Annotated in this window: 14 protein-coding genes; 5 read left to right on the plus strand and 9 right to left on the minus strand. The window is 44.7% G+C overall.

The genetic code is table 11. From position 1 onward, the window contains the following. Positions 1-14: 14 nt before the first annotated feature. From ileS to ACLROL_RS06035, 3 genes are all read right to left on the minus strand, one after another. On the minus strand, positions 15-3,170 hold the full coding sequence (ileS, locus tag ACLROL_RS06025; protein ID WP_087202178.1) for an isoleucine--tRNA ligase: 3,156 nt from the start codon (positions 3,168-3,170) through the stop codon (positions 15-17). Positions 3,171-3,558: 388 nt separating this feature from the next. Further along, positions 3,559-5,019 (minus strand): D-alanyl-D-alanine carboxypeptidase family protein, encoded by a 1,461-nt coding sequence (locus ACLROL_RS06030; protein ID WP_413067477.1) that lies wholly within the window; start codon positions 5,017-5,019, stop codon positions 3,559-3,561. A gap of 41 nt (positions 5,020-5,060) precedes the next feature. Continuing rightward, positions 5,061-5,525, minus strand: coding sequence for an NAD(P)H-dependent oxidoreductase subunit E (locus ACLROL_RS06035; RefSeq protein WP_087202174.1), 465 nt, complete (start codon positions 5,523-5,525; stop codon positions 5,061-5,063). Between the two features lie 611 nt (positions 5,526-6,136). Here ACLROL_RS06035 and ACLROL_RS06040 point away from each other — a divergent pair. After that, positions 6,137-7,009 carry a hypothetical protein gene (locus tag ACLROL_RS06040; RefSeq protein ID WP_413067478.1) on the plus strand — a complete coding sequence of 291 codons (873 nt, stop codon included), beginning with the start codon at positions 6,137-6,139 and terminating at the stop codon, positions 7,007-7,009. A gap of 162 nt (positions 7,010-7,171) precedes the next feature. Beyond that, positions 7,172-7,825, plus strand: coding sequence for a diguanylate cyclase domain-containing protein (locus tag ACLROL_RS06045; RefSeq protein WP_158095406.1), 654 nt, complete (start codon positions 7,172-7,174; stop codon positions 7,823-7,825). A 7-nt stretch (positions 7,826-7,832) separates the two neighbouring features. On the opposite strand, the gene ACLROL_RS06050 is transcribed toward ACLROL_RS06045, so the two are convergent. From ACLROL_RS06050 to ACLROL_RS06070, 5 genes are all read right to left on the minus strand, one after another. Then, positions 7,833-8,801 (minus strand): ABC transporter ATP-binding protein, encoded by a 969-nt coding sequence (locus ACLROL_RS06050; protein ID WP_087202165.1) that lies wholly within the window; start codon positions 8,799-8,801, stop codon positions 7,833-7,835. Beyond that, positions 8,798-9,829, minus strand: a complete 1,032-nt coding sequence (locus tag ACLROL_RS06055; RefSeq protein ID WP_246599148.1) for an ABC transporter ATP-binding protein — start codon at positions 9,827-9,829, stop codon at positions 8,798-8,800. The genes ACLROL_RS06050 and ACLROL_RS06055 overlap by 4 nt, the downstream gene beginning before the upstream one ends. Next, positions 9,829-10,725: an ABC transporter permease gene (locus ACLROL_RS06060; RefSeq protein WP_413067479.1), complete on the minus strand. Its 897-nt coding sequence runs from the start codon at positions 10,723-10,725 to the stop codon at positions 9,829-9,831. The genes ACLROL_RS06055 and ACLROL_RS06060 overlap by 1 nt, the downstream gene beginning before the upstream one ends. Positions 10,726-10,735: 10 nt before the next feature. Beyond that, the gene (locus tag ACLROL_RS06065) at positions 10,736-11,686 is read right to left on the minus strand and encodes an ABC transporter permease (RefSeq protein ID WP_087202161.1); all 951 of its coding nucleotides are present in this window, start codon (positions 11,684-11,686) and stop codon (positions 10,736-10,738) included. A 71-nt stretch (positions 11,687-11,757) separates the two neighbouring features. Continuing rightward, the gene (locus ACLROL_RS06070; protein WP_330625520.1) at positions 11,758-13,329 is read right to left on the minus strand and encodes an ABC transporter substrate-binding protein; all 1,572 of its coding nucleotides are present in this window, start codon (positions 13,327-13,329) and stop codon (positions 11,758-11,760) included. Positions 13,330-13,571: 242 nt separating this feature from the next. On the opposite strand from ACLROL_RS06070, the gene ACLROL_RS06075 reads away from it, so the two are divergent. Genes ACLROL_RS06075 through ACLROL_RS06085 form a run of 3 tightly spaced genes read left to right on the plus strand, consistent with a single transcriptional unit; the run spans position 13,572 to position 16,591 of the window. After that, entirely contained in the window at positions 13,572-14,525 is a 954-nt protein-coding gene (locus ACLROL_RS06075; protein WP_413067480.1) for an AAA family ATPase, read from the plus strand. A 1-nt stretch (position 14,526) separates the two neighbouring features. Next, positions 14,527-15,657 carry a DUF58 domain-containing protein gene (locus tag ACLROL_RS06080; RefSeq protein ID WP_413067481.1) on the plus strand — a complete coding sequence of 377 codons (1,131 nt, stop codon included), beginning with the start codon at positions 14,527-14,529 and terminating at the stop codon, positions 15,655-15,657. Beyond that, entirely contained in the window at positions 15,650-16,591 is a 942-nt protein-coding gene (locus ACLROL_RS06085; protein ID WP_413067482.1) for a hypothetical protein, read from the plus strand. The genes ACLROL_RS06080 and ACLROL_RS06085 overlap by 8 nt, the downstream gene beginning before the upstream one ends. Positions 16,592-17,102: 511 nt before the next feature. On the opposite strand, the gene ACLROL_RS06090 is transcribed toward ACLROL_RS06085, so the two are convergent. Further along, on the minus strand, positions 17,103-18,164 hold the full coding sequence (locus tag ACLROL_RS06090; protein WP_204907366.1) for a Fic family protein: 1,062 nt from the start codon (positions 18,162-18,164) through the stop codon (positions 17,103-17,105). Between the last annotated feature and the right edge of the window lie 82 nt (positions 18,165-18,246).

Consider the following 18,246-nt stretch of genomic DNA (forward strand, 5'->3'; position numbering starts at 1 on the left):
GAATGATATTCGATTTAGTCTCTTGCCACTCCGATCATCACGGCTTCTCCATTGATCTTCCATTCTTTTACAAATCCTTCCGGATCTTTCTTTTCGGCGGATACTGCGAGTACTTCCTGTCTGATTTCATCTGCATTTGCTGCAAATACTGTTTCTGCCTTTTCACTTCCGCTGTAAGTTACATGAATCTTATCTGTCACTTCGAAATCTGCTTCTTTCCTCATTGTCTGGATCTTACTGATGATTTCACGGACAAATCCTTCCTCCAGTAATTCCGGAGTGAGGTTCGTATCCAGCACGACCGTAATGCCGTAATCGCTCTCTGATACATAACCTTCTGTCTGAACCATATCGATCAGAAGATCTTCTTTTGTGAGAACAACTTCTGAACCGTTGATCTCAAAGGTAAGAGCTCCCTTTTCTTCGAGAATATCCATGGCTGCATTTCCATCCAGTGTTTCCAGTTCCTTTTTGATTCCTCCAAGCAGTTTTCCGTATTTTGGTCCCACAGTCTTAAGCTGCGGTTTGAAAGTATACGTTGTAAATGCACGGACATCTTCTGTCTGTTCCATCTCTTTTACATTTAATTCTTCTGTGATGATATCCTTGTAAAAGTCCGGAAGCTCCTCCACACCTTTGACAAACATCTTGCCGATCGGCTGGCGGTTCTTGATATTGGCTGCATTTCTGCATGCACGTCCCATGACAACGATATCCAGAACTTCATTCATGTAACGTTCCAGTTCTTTATCGATCATGCTCTCATCCGCTGTCGGGAAATCACAAAGGTGAATACTTTCTTCTGCGTCTTTATCGATGCTTCTCACAAGGTTCTGATAGATCTCTTCTGACATGAACGGGATCATCGGAGCTGCGACTTTCGAAACGGTAACAAGTGCCGTATACAGCGTCATATATGCATTTATCTTATCCTGTTCCATTCCTTTTGCCCAGAATCTCTCACGGCAGCGTCTTACGTACCAGTTGCTCATATCATCCACAAACTCCTGAAGTGCTCTTGCAGACTCCGGAATGCGGTAATTGGACAGATTTTCATCCACTGTCATGATCAGTGTGTTCAGTTTTGACAAGAGCCATTTATCCATAACGGATAATTTATCATATTCCAGTTTATATTTTGTGGCGTCAAATTCATCAATATTCGCGTACAGTACAAAAAATGCGTACGTATTCCACAGTGTTCCCATGAATTTTCTCTGGCCTTCCTGTACAGCCTTGCCGTGGAAACGGTTCGGAAGCCACGGTGCACTGTTGATATAGAAATACCAGCGGATCGCGTCTGCCCCGTATGTCTCAAGCGCCTTAAACGGATCGACGGCATTTCCTTTGGATTTACTCATCTTCTGTCCATTCTCATCCTGCACATGGCCAAGGACGATGACATTTTTATACGGAGCTTTGTTAAATATCAGCGTAGAGATGGCAAGCAGGGAGTAGAACCATCCTCTTGTCTGATCCACAGCCTCGGAGATAAAGTCTGCCGGGAACTGCTGCTCAAACAGCTCTTTGTTCTCAAACGGATAGTGATGCTGTGCAAACGGCATGGAACCGCTGTCAAACCAGCAGTCGATCACTTCCGGCACGCGGTGCATTTCTTTGCCGCATTTCGGACATCTGATCGTCACTTCGTCAATATACGGACGGTGAAGCTCGATGTCGTCCGGACAATTGTCGGACATGGATTTGAGCTCCTCGATACTTCCTATAGAATGCTGACATCCACATTCGCATTCCCAGATATTGAGCGGTGTACCCCAATAACGGTTACGGCTGATGCCCCAGTCCTGCACATTCTCAAGCCAGTCTCCAAACCGGCCCTTTCCGATACTTTCCGGAATCCAGTTGATGGTATTGTTGTTCCGGATCAGATCTTCCTTGACTTCCGTCATCTTGATAAACCAGGATTCTCTTGCATAATAGATGAGCGGAGTATCACATCTCCAGCAGTGCGGATAACTGTGTTCAAACTTCGGCGCAGAGAAGAGAAGTCCTCTCTTTTCCAGATCGGCAAGAACCATCGGGTCTGCTTTCTTGCAGAATACACCTGCAAACGGCGTCTCTTCCGTCAGTTCCCCTTTCCCGTTTACAAACTGTACGAACGGGAGATCATAGCGGCGTCCCACCTTGGAGTCGTCTTCACCGAATGCCGGAGCAATGTGTACCACTCCGGTACCGTCTGTCAGTGTTACATACGTATCGCACACAACAAAAAATGCTTTCTTTTTCTGTTTATCCGCTGTTTCCTGAGCGCCTGAATAAAGAGGGATATACTCTTTTCCTTCCAGTTCTTTTCCTGTATAGCGTTCCAGAATTTCGTACGCTTTCTCTTCCGGGTTTTCTTTGTTTAATTCTCCCAGGATCTTTTCAGCCAGTGCCTCTGCAAGATAATAGGTATATCCGTCGCATGTTTTTACTTTCACATACGTCTCATCCGGATGCACACAGAGTGCAACGTTTGACGGAAGTGTCCACGGAGTTGTCGTCCATGCCAGAATGTAGGCATCTTCGTCTTTCACTTTAAAACGCACGACAGCGGAGCGTTCCTTCACATCTTTGTATCCCTGGGCAACTTCCTGCGCAGAGAGCGGCGTTCCGCAGCGCGGACAGTAAGGAACGATCTTGAAGCCCTTGTACAGGAGCTTCTTCTCCCAGATCTGTTTTAATGCCCACCATTCGGATTCGATAAAATTATTGTCATATGTTACATATGGATGTTCCATATCTGCCCAGAAACCAACTGTAGCGGAGAAATCTTCCCACATTCCTTTATATTTCCAGACACTCTCTTTACATTTGTCGATGAACGGGACGAGTCCGTACTCTTCGATCTGTTCTTTTCCGTCCAGACCAAGAAGCTTCTCTACCTCGAGTTCTACCGGAAGACCATGGGTATCCCATCCTGCCTTTCTCGGCACCATTTTTCCTTTCATCGTCTGGTATCTAGGGATCATATCTTTGATGACACGTGTCAGTACGTGTCCGATATGCGGTTTTCCATTTGCAGTCGGAGGTCCGTCATAGAATGTGTACGTCTCACCTTGTTTCCGGTTCTCCATGCTCTTTTCAAAAATGTGATTTTCTTCCCAGAATTTTTCAATCGCTTTTTCACGATCAACAAACTTCAGATCTGTGGAAACTTTCTGATACATGTTCTTCTCTCCTTCTCTTTTTTATAAACTCTGACCGTACAAAAGAATAGGATTCCATAGGAATTTCCTATACGACAAAAAACTCCCGTCCGTAATAGGACGAGAGTCATAGTACCTTTCGTTATACCACCTGTTACAGCATACTTCCATATGCGTTCTCTATAACGGCAGAATCCCGGCAGCGCTTATTTAGTATTCCTTTCAGCTGCTGCAGCTCGGAAGTGATATTCAGACAGATCTACTTGCACCGGGCTTTCACCGTCCCCGACTCGCTTTTGCGTTCCTTCTGCCTTACTGTCTTCGTCAAAGCTTTTTCTGTATTTTACAATTTATTCTAACATGATACTTAGCTATTATACTTTATTTTTTTCCGATCAGTCAAGTGATTTTACCACCTTTTCCTTGTTCTTGACCGATTCTTTTTGATTTTCCGGTTTATCCGGCGGGCTTTTCTCCTCTCTTTGGCAATCCGTTTTCTTCTGTGCCGCATAAAGGAATTGCGCCTGCTCTTTCTTTTTACGATAAAAACGATGAGAAGGATCAGTGCCAGGACGCCTGCCCCGATCCCCGCCGCAATACGCCAGTCGACTTGGAAGCCCAGTTTCGGAAGCTTCGGAAGATCCGGAAGCCGGAACGTCCATCCCTTTGTTTCCTTCTTTGTTTTCCCGCTTCCTGTGTCCTCTTCCTGCTTTTCGCCGGACACCTCCCCTGCTTTTCTTCCGTTGTATGTCAGTTGGATTTTTACATTCTGCGTACCGTCGTCCGTTTTCTCCGCCTTCCATTCCAAATTTTCTGCCTTTGCCCCGTTTGGAAGGGCCGCCTGCATCATACTGTTTTGGGAAAGGCTTACCTTTCCCTCTTTTTCAATCTTCTCAGTCACAGAGGAAGGCAGTTCCTGCTTCGAAAAGTTCTGAAATCCATATTCCAGAATATTTTTTGTATCATCGTAAATATGATTTCCCCGCGTCGCCATCTCCGCACAGACAAGTCTCATTTTCCCGTTGTCCGCCAGCGTAACGAGGGTATTTCCAGCCTCATCTGTGTACCCTGTTTTTCCGCCCACACAGTATTCATAATACTTATCGCTGATCTTTACCAGCATCTGGTGCTTCTGCTGAAAAATCCTCTGTTCCTTTTCCAGATTGGTCGGCGGGATGGCGTACTGCCCGGTCTGCATGATCTGAAGCACGTCCGGATAACGAAACAGCTCTTTTGAAATCATCGCCATATCATATGCGGTCGTATAATGGTCTTCCGCAAACAGTCCATGAGGATTGACAAAATGGGTATTCTTTGCCCCAAGCTCTTTTGCTCTTTCGTCCATCCGAACCATAAATTTCTCATATCCGGTTCCCTCGCCAGGCAGCTTATTCCCGACATTTTCTGCAATCGCATAAGACACTTCGTTGGCCGAGGCGAGAAGCATCCCATACATCGCATCCTTCAGCGTGATCTCCTCTCCTGGCCGCATGGCTATATACGCATCTCCAGGCTCCAGAAAATCCACACTCTCTTTTGTAAACAGCACTTTATCCACATTCAGATCTGCATTTTCCACTGCCAGGAGCGCGGTAAGGATCTTCGTGATGCTGGCAGGATAATGTCGATCGTCCATATTCTTCTCATAGAGAATCGCACCCGTATCCGCATCTATCAAAATGGCCGACTGTCCATATACTTTTGGGCCTTGCGGCCACTCTTTCGTCTCATCGCTCTGTACCGGAAGTTCGTAGGCCTTTTTTGCCTCTTCTTCCGGATCCTCCGCCTTTACAGTTCCCTGGCTGCACCCCAGTACAGCCGCTGCTGCCAAAAGGACAGCCAGAGCCTTTTTCCACTTTTTCCTTATCATGTTCATTCTTCCTTCTCTGCATTTGTAATTGTTTTCAGCTCTTACCGAAGTGTTTTCATGATCTGCTTTATCTTGTCCACTGTCACGTGCTCCACAACTTTTCCATCGATCATCATATTCGGAGATGTCCGGCAGTGTTTCAGACAATTCTGCACAGAGATACAGATCCTTCCATCTTTTGAGATACCGTCTTTTCCGATCTGAATTTCCTGTTTAATAAAATCCATTATCTCTTTTTGCCCTGCATTTTTGCAGCGTTCGCCACTGCAGATCACGATCCTGTGCCGGTACGGAGCCGCTTTCAAACTAGGATACATCTTAATGATATAGGACAAGACAGATTTTTTGACGCCGATCTCCTCCTCTATCCGTATCTGAATATCTTCCGGAATGCATCCTTCTTCTTCCTGTATCTCTCTGAGCATTGCCACCAGCGTCTCCTGGCTGGATACTGTATCCTGCTTTTTATAATAATCAAAGATCTCTTCCAGTTTTTCCTCTTCCATTCTTTGATTTTCCTCCCTTTTCTCTTTTCCCCGTATCCCTAACAGTGTATCATACGAGCGTGGAAAAAAACATGCCCTTTCCACGTTTTTCACATCTTTTTCTTCCACTTTGGAAAACCCGTGGAAATCTATGCACATATTGTGGATAATTTGTGGATAACTTTTCAGAAACTCCTTTTCTCCCCAAACATTTTTCTTGCCGAATATCCCCAAACTCCCCTGTTTATCTGGTTTTTCAGAGTTTTCCTTGACTCTGTCATCTTTTTGACAATTTTTCTACAGCCTGTGGATAACTATCTTTGCACACCTTTGGTTTCCATTCTGTTTCTTCCACGTTTTCCCCGTTATTATGTCGAAAACCTGTTTTATGTTTTCCATATCTTATCCAAAGTTTCACCTTACTATTTTTACGCATGTCCACAGAGTTATCCACTCTTTCCACATAGTTATCAACATCCTGTGTCCTCTTTTCCATTCCAATACTAGAAAATGATGTCAAGATTTTTTTGTATTTTTTCTTTTTGCATGCTATATTTTAAGTAGAAGAACACGTCGGTATACCCTGATGCCAGTGATCGCTAAGCACAGGCATTGTCACAAAGGAGGTGTCCATGATGAAGAAAAAATTCAGTTTTTTCCTTGCATGCCTATTTATCCTGACGTCTGCAGCAAGTGTCGCACACGCCGAAGATTCCTCCGCCAGTGATACGAAAAATCTTTCTGACAGCCCGGAATATACGCAGATCCGCAGTCTGGAAGAAGAGATGGTAACCTGGATCGGACAGATGATTTATATCGATCAGGACATACCAGAAGATTTTCATACGGAGATCGAATATGACAACGCTTCTAAAATTTATGTCGATACCAATTTGGAAGAACAGTCTTTCACTTCCCAGGATGAGATCATGTCCTATTTAAAAAGCCAGAATTACGTATGGGTCATCCCGGTGGATGCATCTTTGGATGGCGCCAGCTTTTCTGTGACTGTGGCAAGAGAGACAAATCAGGATATTCAGATCCAGCCAGGTGGGGAAGTGGGACAAAGCAATACCAGTGAAGGAAAATGGAGCATTACTGAGGTTGCGACATATACGACAGATTCGTACAAAGAACAGATGAAAACAGAAACAACACCGATAGACGATCATGTGTTCATCGGCGGAATCCCAGGACTTCATTATCCTATCGCTCTATGTTTTGCTGACGGAGAAGCAAAATACTGGAAAGACTTAGGATCCTCTTACTCTGCGCTGGAAGAAATGCCGCAGGCACGTTTGGAAAATACAACGCTTTATAATTATGAGCAGGTTATGAATGTCCTTCAGGATTCTCAAGTTGCTCCATACCTGTCCGGCCAAGAATTGCAGGAAAAAGAAACGCTGCTCTCTTCGCCGATCATATGGATCTTCGCAATCGGTATCGCCCTGATCGTTGTGATTGGAGGAGTCCTTTTCTTTGAGAAAAAGCGCCGATCCAAATAGCAGCATTACCGGACAGATAGCAACATAATGATCAAAAGCTGCCCAGCAACATGCTGGGCAACTTTTTTAATAAACGCATATTTTTCTTCTTTTTTTCCTATAATCCTAATAAATATCCGTAAACCGTCAAATCATGTTTTCAAAGAAGGAGGAAAAAAGAAGATGAAAAAATTTCCTGTTTATAAGATTTTACAATGTGCGATAACAATTCCATTCTGCGTCGTGTTTGCTCTTTCTGTACATACCTCGACTTTCTCTATACCAATTCCTGTCCTTTTTCTTTTTTGGGCATGGCTGATCGGGGCAGCCTGCTTTCTGCTCTGTGACGCATTCACACTTGTCCGTCTTCTTTCCTCTTTATCTGAGGCCGAACACTGTGCTGGTCTGGACAGGCTTACGAATCTTCCGGATCCATCATCCCTGCAGGATAGACTTTCCACATATTCCGGCACTGTTCTGAAAGACGACATCTCCTGCATCACAATCTCTTTTGAGAATATCCATACGCTAAACCACACTTACGGCCGACATGTAGGCGACATCCTCTTTCGAGAGTTTGCCGACATTCTTTCAGACGCTGCCCCTGACGGATGTTTTCTGGCGCGGAAAAGCGGCCGGAAATTTCTTGCTGTCATAGATGGAAATTCCTATGAACGAAGTGTTGCCCTCCTCCAAAATTTGGAAAAGGAAGTCAGCATCCACAATGGGACGGCGGGCTTCCTTCCTATTCAGTACCGCACCGGCGCTGCCTACAATGCCGAGTGCCGCTTTGTTTCCATCTATGATCTTGTAAAAGCATCCGGAATCCGGGGATAATCTTGTTCTAACTGACCATATGGCAGGCTACTTTATGCCCCGATTCCACTTCTTTAAATTCTGGTGTTTCTATCTTGCATCGATCCGACGCATATGGACATCTGTTATAAAATGCACATCCCTGAAAAGCTTGGGTCCTTACCGGCTGCTCCCCAGTCAAGGCATGAAACTCTCTGTTTGTTATATAAGGATCGGGTACCGCATCGAAAAGCATCTTTGTATATGGGTGCAGCGGATTCGCAAACAGAGTTTCTGTGCTCGCCTCTTCTGTCAGGGTCCCCAGATACATTACCCCGATTCTATCTGATATAAATCGGATGACGCCAATGTCATGTGAAATAAAGAGCATACTGATACGAAGTTCTTTTTGCAGCTCTATCAGCATATTTAAAATTTGTGCCTGGATAGACACGTCCAAAGCCGACACTGGTTCATCACATACTATGAGCCTCGGCCCAATGATCAGTGCACTGGCAATTCCAAGCCTTTGTACCTGTCCTCCCGACAATTCATGCGGAAACCGAAAATAATGCTCCTCCGACAAACCTACCTTTTTCAGCGTCTCTATCACTTGTTCTCTTCTTTCATCGGCATCTTTCATTCCATGGATCTCCAATATCTCTCCCAAAATATCACCGATTCTTCTCCTTGGATTCAACGCGGAAAGTGCGTTTTGGAATACCATCTGTATTTCTTTTCTCAATGGGCGAAACTGTTTGTCATTTAGTTTACACAAGTCTTTTCCCTTATATAAAATAGATCCTCCATCCGCTTTCGTTAGCCCGACAATCGCACGTCCGGTGGTGGATTTACCGCATCCAGACTCTCCGACTAACCCGTATGTTTCCCCTTCTTCGATGTAAAAAGACAGATTATCCACCGCACACATATATTCTTTCTGGCTAAATATCTTTCCCGTCTTTCCGTACACAGGAAAAGTCTTCTTTAACCCATTGATCTCAATCAAATGACTCATACTCCCACCTCATTTTTCTTTCCGCCTTCTGCATATTTCCAGCATTTTACAGTGTGTCCCGGTGTTGCTTCCACAACTGGCGGCGGCATCTTCCTGCATCTTTCATCTGCTTCATGACATCTTGTGCAGAAATGGCATCCTTCTGGTATATGAGACAGTGACGGTACCGATCCGGGTATGGTCGGAAGCTCTTTTCTTCTTTCTACTGCCAGATGAGGAATACATGCCAGAAGTCCCTTCGTATACGGATGCAGCGGATGTGTGAACAATTCCTCCGTTTTTGCATCTTCTACAATCTGCCCCAAATACATAACTTTCACGCTATGACAAAGATTGGATACCGCGCCCAGGTCATGCGTAATGAACAAAATCGACATTCCCAGCTTTTTGTTGAGATCCTGAATCAGATACAAGATCTGTTCCTGAATCGTCACATCCAGCGCAGTAGTCGGCTCATCCGCAATCAGCAACTTTGGCTCACATGCAAGCGCAATAGCGATCATCACTCTTTGCTGCATCCCTCCCGACAATTCAAAGGGATATTTTTTCATACAGTTTTCCGGATTTGGAATACCGATCATCTTCAGCATCTGCACACTTTTTTTCTTTGCCTCTTCTTTTGAAATTTTTTTATGAAGAATAAGAACCTCCATAAGCTGGCTTTCTACAGTATGCACCGGACTCAGGGAATTCAACGGATCCTGGAAAATAACGGAGATTCGATTTCCCCGAATATTCCTCATCTGTTTTAAAGACCATTTTAACAGATTTTCCTTTTCAAAGAGGATCTCTCCTTCGTAGCGGACAGCTGTATCGTGGTCTCTCAGGCGAAGAACCGACTGAGACATCACACTCTTTCCAGATCCGGACTCTCCTACTATTCCCGTGATCTCCCCCGGCTGAATTGTAAGATCGACTCCATCCACAGCCGGAAGCCATTTTTTATGAACCGGAAACAATACTCTCAGATTCCGTATTTCCAAAATCGGATCCTGCATAGATTCTATTTCTTTTTTGTTTTCCTGCATCATTTTTTCTGTCCCCCTTTTACCCTTGGATCAAGGAAATCCCTGAGTCCATCTCCCAAAAGGTTCAGACTCATCACACATAGAATGACAGCTGCTCCAGGACAAATCATCGTCCACGGTGCTTTGGAGAATACCAGTTTGCTGGCTTCCAGCATGTTTCCCCAGCTTGCGGCAGGCGCCGGAATCCCCGCCCCCAGAAAGCTCAACGAGGCTTCTGAAATGATAGCCTGAGCAAAGATAAACGAAGCTTGAACTGTCAATGGCGAAATGACGCCCGGAAGAATCATTCTCCACAAAATCCGCAAATTGCCAAATCCCTGTACTTTTGCCGCTTCCACATACGCCTGCTCCCGGATGACCATAGCACTTGCCCTGACAGTTCTTGCCACACTCGGTGTATATACGATTGTCAGCGCCAGAATCACATTCCAGCTTGATGTTCCAAGAGCCGCAATCAACGCGATGGCCAACAGAATGCCGGGTATGGCGATCAAACCGTCACATATCCTCATCAGAATCTGATCCAGCACCTTAAAGTAACTGGCATAAACACCGACGATCGTTCCCAGAATACATGAGAATACAGCCACACAGCCTCCCACCCAGAGGGAAACTCTCGCCCCATACATGACTCTTACAAAAAGATCTCGTCCAAATTCATCCGTTCCAAGCAGATATTTGCCGCTAGGCGGCTGCAGGCGGTTCGCCACTTCCATTGCGTTTGGATCTGTTAGATTTAATAATGGTACAAAAACAGCCAAAAGTAAAATAATCAAAAATCCCACTGCCCCAATAATCAATGCTGGACTGGCCAAAAGCCGCTCTTTTCTAATCTCCCGCTGCTCACGGAAAATTGCCTGGTTGAGCGCCGAAGTTTTTCTTTTCCTCAAATTCATCTCGCCCCTCCTATTTCCTTCCCGGCCGAAGTCTAGGATCTACAAATCCATACAGAATGTCAACCGCCAGATTTACAAGTACATACAGTAATGTTATAAAAAGAACAACCCCCTGGATCACAAACACATCTCTTCTGTTGATAGATGTCAGTGTAAGCATGCCAAGCCCCGGAATATTGAACAATGTTTCCGTCACAATCGTACCCGCAATGAGGCTTCCAAAAGATTGTCCCACTGCTGTAAGAATGACAGGGGCTCCATTCTTGAGTGCATATTTCAGCACCACTTTGCTCTCTTTAATGCCCTTTGCCCGGGCTGTCTGTATAAAATTCTTATACAACACTTCCAGTAGAGAAGATCTGGTCATTCTTGTGAGATAGGCTGCCTGGACGATCCCAAGTGACAACGCTGGCAAAAAGAGATAACGCAAATGCTCCGCCAGCCCTTCCTCCAGTCCAGCATACCCTGCAACTGGAAAAATCTGAAGATGTACGCCAAAAAGAAGCATTAAAAACATACTCAACAAAAAACCAGGCAAAGCTGCTCCCACAAGAGATACCGATACGGCTGTCACATCAAGTGCTGTTCCTCTCCGATAGGCTGCAAGTATTCCAAGTGGTACCGACAATATCAATGCAAAAATTTGTGCCAAAACGGCAAGACTCAATGTCGGAAGGAAATATTCTCCGATTGCCTCCAACACCGACTGATGAAGGAAATAAGATGTTCCCCAATCTCCCTTCAATACATTTACAAACCAGTCTGCATACTGTACAAAGAATGGCCTGTTAAATCCAAGTTCTGTATTGAGCGCCTCGATCTGATCCGGTGTTGCTTCCAGACCAAGCAGTGCCGTAGCAGGCCCTCCTGGGATGATATATACGACCAGAAAAACCACACACGATACGACAAACAAAACAGGGATCAGCGATAAAATCCGTTTTAAAATATAAGACAACATATGTGCTGTACTCCTCCCTTTTTACAAGCAGAAATGGCGGACTGCATCTGCACCCCGCCATTTTGTAATCTTTATTCGGCAGCACTTGCTCCCCAGTAAATATTAAATCTCAGATAGTCAACACCTTCTACACCGCCATCCATTGCACTCACGCCAGTGTAATGTCCAAGCACCGTAGCAGCTCCGTACTCATAAAGGAATGTCTGGATATCTCCCCATGCTGCCGCCGCTTCTTCATCCGATGCCGCACCACGGATCTTGGAAATGCCTTCGGACACTTCTGGTCTGTCCAGTCCTGCCCATCCACTGTCCAGTACAGACAGCTGAATAGGAAGCATGTTGTAGGAATTACTTGTGATAAACATATCGAACTGGTTCGGGTCTGCTCTGTGCTCCATGAAAGTACTGAAATCGTAGCTTTCGACCTCGGCATTAAATCCTGCCTTTTTCAGCTGCTCCTGTACTACAAGTGTCGCATTGTACATCTCTGCATAGTCCGGTGTGGTCACGAGAACGATTTTCTCGTTATTATATCCAGATTCCGCCAACAACTCCTTAGCTTTTTCCGTATCATTCTGGCTGTAAAATTCTTTTCCTGCATCCGTTCCCCACTGTGTATCTGTCGGATCCATCCAGCTATTATTTAACTCATATAACTCCGGATTTCCATATGCAGCAAGCATGATATCTTCACAGTTCAGCGCCGCAAGAGCCGCCTCACGTACCTTCTGGTTTGCCATGATTCCTTCTGTTGTATCAAGAAATAGATTCAGTGTTCCGCCCTTATCAACATTCAGTTTCAGAGAGGTATCTTTTGCCAATTCCTCATAGTTGTCCAGAGGGATTTCCTCCGCAATATCGTACTGTCCGCTCTGCACCCCGGCAATACGTGTGGATGCATCTGTGACTACATCATATACGATCGTCTTCGTAGCTGCCTCTTTCTTTCCGGCGAGTCCACTCGCTTCTCCTTCTGCCGGCTGATATTCATCATAACGTTCCAGCTCTACGTACTGATCCTGTTTCCATTCAGAAACTTTGTACGGACCTGTTCCTATATACTCGCTGATTCCCTCTGCTGTCGCAGATTCCACCACTTCCTTCGGGTAGATAGCCGCAAACTGAATCGGCCCTGCCAGAATCATGATGATATCCGATGCCGGTTCGTTTACCGTCAATTTTACCGTGTAATCATCGACTTTTTCAAACACGGATCCACCAATCAGAGTATTGGCTTTGGCTGAAACTTCTACCCACCGATTCATAGAAGCAACGACGTCATCTGCTGTCATCTCTTTTCCATTATGGAATTTTACACCCTGTCGCAGCTTGATCGTGTACTCTTTTCCGTCTTTACTCACTTCATACGATTCTGCCAAAACCGGAGTCGGTTCATAATTTGCGTTCATCGCAAAAAGCGGTTCATATATATGAATTCCGATTCCACCGACAATATTCGAATTGACAGACTGCGGATCCAGAGACGGCGGATTCGCAGAAATAGCGATATGCAATTCTTCTTTTTTCGCGTCAGCTCCTTTTTCCGTGTCTTTTTTTTCTGTATTGGAGCCTCCACATCCTGACACAAAGAGTGCGGTACACAATACTAACGCTGTGACACATGACCAAATTTTCTTTCTCATTTTCATCTCCCTTTCCGAAAATTTTTACTTAATTACATATTACATGAAAACCTTTCGGAAACCCAATCAATAATTCTGATATGGCAGCTCTCTGTATCTATATTTTCAATAGTGTTCTTGTACAAATTCACTATTGTTGATTATTTTCTTAAAAAAATTATGCCATTTTGCTCAAAAATAGGTACAAATATTGTATAATAGACAATCGAGAATATACATCAATAAAACGAGGAGTTACTTACATGAACACGGAAACCCGCAATAACAAAATCAATGCCATCCGGAACAATATCGGAAAAGTTCTGGTGGGAAAAGAAAAACTGACAGATCTGATTCTTACCGCTATTATCGCTGAGGGACACGTCCTTCTGGAAGACGTCCCAGGTTCTGGGAAAACTGTGATGGCAAAATCTTTGTCCCGCTCTATCGACGCCGCTTTCAGCCGCATCCAGTTCACACCGGATCTGCTTCCTTCTGATGTGACCGGTCTGAACTATTATAATCAAAAAGAAGGAGAATTTACATTCCGAAAAGGACCTGTATTCTGCAATATTCTTCTGGCTGACGAGATCAACCGCGCCACGCCGAGAACCCAGTCTGCCCTTCTGGAATGTATGGAAGAGCGGCAGGTTACCGTGGACGGTGTGACTTATCCGCTGGACCGCCCATTCTTTGTCATCGCCACTCAGAATCCCATCGAGACTTCCGGCACATTTCCTCTGCCCGAGGCACAGCTGGACCGTTTTCTGATGCAGCTTTCCATGGGGCTTCCAAGTATACAGGAAGAATGTACCATTATGGAACGTTTCCTGAAAGCCAGTCCTCTCACAGAACTTGACTCTGTCTGCACAGCCGAAGAACTCATCGAGCTTCAGAAGGACTATCTGGACATCAACGTTCATCCTTTCCTTATGGACTATATCGCCAGAATCATCCAGGCTACCCGAACTTCCGGAGATTGTCTGGGAGGGGTAAGTCCTCGAGGTACTCTGGCTCTTTTGCGGGCCGTCCGCGCATATGCCATGGTGCAGGGACGTACATATGTAGTCCCGGAAGACATCAAGACACTGGCCATCCCGGTTCTTGCCCACCGGATCGTCTTCCCTGCCGGCCATATCATGGAACGTGCCTCCGAGCATTTTCTGGAGGACATCCTGGACAAAACCGAAGTACCTACGGAAGAATGGAGCAGATAACATGGTCATTGTGCTTACTTTGCTTGCAGTATTTCTCCTGTATCTGCTGCAGGCACTCTACTATAAAAAATTGTGGATGAAGGGTCTGGAATGCCAAATCCTTTTTCAGGATCACGCTATCAATGAAGGAGATACATCCTGTCTCCAGGAAATCATCATCAACCGCAAGGCTCTCCCTCTTACCACACTTCAGGTAAAATTTTCGGTCAGCCGGAAGCTGAAATTTGAGGAGGCGGAAAATACTGCCACAACAGACAACAACTATCGAAACGATATCTACTCTGTCATGTCCTACGAGAAGATATCTCGAAGCCTGCCATTCACAGCAACAAGACGTGGCTACTACAAGATTTGGGATCTGGATCTGATCTCCTATGACTTGTTCCATTCAGACAAATCCATCGTCTCCCGAGATTCCGATACCGCCATGTATGTATACCCGAAACCGGTTCCCTTCGCGAAGCTTAAAACTCCTTTCCGCAAGATGATGGGGACAATACTTACCCGGAGAGCTTCTTTTGAAGATCCGTTTGAATTTCGAGGAATCCGCCCTTATCAGCAGTACGACCCATTAAAGAACGTGAACTGGAAAGCCTCCGCCAAAGCCGGGGAGTTAATGGTAAATGTCCACGATTATACAGCCAGTCAGCAGGTTACCATTTTCCTGAATCTTGACGATGATACAAGCTGGCGCTACGAACGTCTGTTCGAAGAGGCAATTCGTCTTGCTGCTTCTTATGCGGAGTTCCTTCTTGCAGAAGGGATCCCTGTGAGGCTCATTTCCAACGGGATTGACGCCATAACAAAAAAAGAACTGAATTTTCCAGCCGGAGCCGGAGTGCACCACATTCGCACAATCAAGGAAGGGCTGGCAAGACTCAGTGACTGTTCACAGAATCTTAGTAACATGGAGCTTTCGATCACGGAAGAATTGTACGGCACCCACAGCTCTGATCTGTATCTGCTGATCTCCTATTCGCAAAAGAAAAATCTTCTTCAGGCGTTTGACCAGCTCTGCCGTCAGTCTGAGGGGTCTCAGTGGATTGCCCCTCTGCATAAAGATATGGAATTTCTGCCTGACCGCTGCCCACACGCTGCAGCTGTCCGATGGGAGGTGTCACGCATTGAATAAGATGTTGAATAAATTGTATCAATTTTACTGCCGTCATTCTCTTTTTTATCTCCATCTGGGGATTCTCGCCGTGGCAGGCATCCTCTGTCTTGCCAGGCACTTTACAAAAAATCCGGCGTTTACAGACTACGCCTACGCTGTATTTGTCCTGGATATATTCTCTGTGCTGATCCATCAAAATCAGAAGGGAATCTATCACTACATGAGAATGAACAAGGATGTTTCCCATGTGCCTAAGCGGCAGATCTATCTGATCAACACTCTGTTCCTTACCGGTTTCCTGATACTGACCGGAGGATTTATATTCCTGTTCGTCCATATGCCTTATCATGGTATTTGGAATGCGATCAAAGGTTTTTTCGCTGCGATAGCCCGCTGGATCCTGCAGTTTATCTTCCGCAAGGATCCTTCGCCGGCAGAAGAGATCGTTCCTGAGGATGTGGATCCTTTTTCCTTCCGGCCATCTGAACCCCGCGATGTCTCTTTGTTCGCACAGATACTGGAACGCATTTTCACTGTCATCGGTGTCCTTGCATTGGTAGCTTTTCTCATTCTTTTGCTCTTTATGCTTTACCGGAAAATTACCTCACATGAGAAGGCTGCAGGGGTGGAAGTACGGGAATTTGTTTCTCCTAAAATGAAACGTGACAAAATTTCTCGGTCTGTTTCCCGGGAAAAACCTCGTTTTTTTGACCGGAGTGTGGAAGGCCGTATCCGAAAATTATATTTTCGTGCAGTCAGACGACGTATGGCTCCAAAGCAGAAACTGTCAAAAGCTTTTACTCCTTCTCAAATCGAAGATTTTGTCAATCTTACCCAGAGTCCGTCTTTGTCACAGCTTCACGAAGCTTACGAGAAAGCACGATACGACACAGAATCGTGCACAAAAGAGGATCTGGAAAAAGCCAAAAAAGGCGCTTCTCATTTGACATAGATTTCCACATCAGCTCTGAGGAGATCATTACCTTGGAAAATTTTCCGACATATACCAGTCCCGGAATGTCACGCATTCATTCCGGGACTGTTTTAAAAGAAAAAACGGCAATGAATCGCATTTTGCGCTCATCATTACCGTTTTTTATCGCCGTCCCCTGCAGGAATCGAACCTGCACTTGATCCTTAGGAGAGCTCTGTGGTTCTGTCAATCCCTGTCAAGAACTGATATGTTTAGCCCTTTATTATCAAGGACTTTTTTTATTTTCGAATCAAATTCTGGTAATCTGAATACCCTTTCTGTCAAGACCAGATAAGACCTGAAAATTAGCAGATTCTTTGCAGCTGCTAACATCCGGGGAAAGCTCTGTTGTTACTGACAGATATCATCTTCCGGCTACCATCCCCTTACAAGCGGGAATGATAAACAATATTCAATTGACCAGATTTCTATTATTACTATACAACGTTGTTGTTGATTTGTCTATGGTGTTTCGACCACGACAGCCGATTTAAATACGAACATATCCAGTTGCCGGCCCGGCACCTACTTTTGCGATATATCCACTTTTAACCAGTTCCGTCAGGGTCCTTTCTACAGTTACCTTGCTTATATCCGGACATAACTCCATGATTTCTTTTTTGGTAATTTTTCCTACCTTATTATCAATCACTGCCTTTATACGATCCGGCTTTGAAAGGCTTCTGTTTTTCAGGTGCTCTACACGCCCCTCAAACTCACTGTATGCTTTCAGTATAATTCCCAGATAATATTTTACAAATGGCTCATAACTGTTTTCATTTTCGTGCCATCCATTGGAACTTTCCTGTAATGCCTCATAATAAGTTTCTTTTGTCTTTTCAATCAGCATTTCAACACTGACATACTTTCCGACAATATAGCCGGCTTTATAAAACAAAAGAAGTGTTAACAGGCGGCTCATTCGCCCATTTCCATCATTAAATGGATGGATACACAGAAAGTCAAGAATAAACATAGGGATAAGAATCAACTTATCTATTCGATCTGCTTCCCATGCTTCCAGAAAATTTATACAAAGTTCATTCATAGCTTCTGGAGTCTGAAATGCCGGCACCGGGATAAAACGCGCTTTCTGATGACCTTCTGCATCTGTTTCTGCAATTACATTATCCGAATTTTTATAATTTCCACCAGCATTTCCTCCGGAATATGAGTATAAATCCCGATGCAATTGTAAAATAATATTGGGTCTCGGATTAATATACTCATAACTTTCATGGATAGTGGCAAGAACTTCCCGGTATCCGGATATTTCCTGTTCAGACCGGTTACGTGGTTCGGCTTTCTGTCTTACTAATTCTTCCAAACGTTTGTCGGTAGTATAAATACCTTCAATCCTGTTAGAAGCCCCTGTACTTTGAATCAAAGCAACTTCCAGCAGAGTTTTCAATTCGTCTATATTGGCTTCAAGGAACAATTCCTGCTTACCTTTATGCTCATGAATGCTTCCGACCATCTGAACAATTTCAGGTTTTAGCAATTGCTCCGGAGTTTTTATATAATCAAAACTTCTCATCGAAATCTCCTTCATTTTAATATTATCTCCATCATTTTACCATCAAATGACGGTGATATCAATTAGCATGATGGAGATATATTTTTAACATTCCTTT

The organism is Sellimonas sp. (assembly GCF_047234585.1).
In the GTDB taxonomy this organism is placed as follows: Bacteria; Bacillota; Clostridia; order Lachnospirales; family Lachnospiraceae; genus Sellimonas; species Sellimonas caecigallum.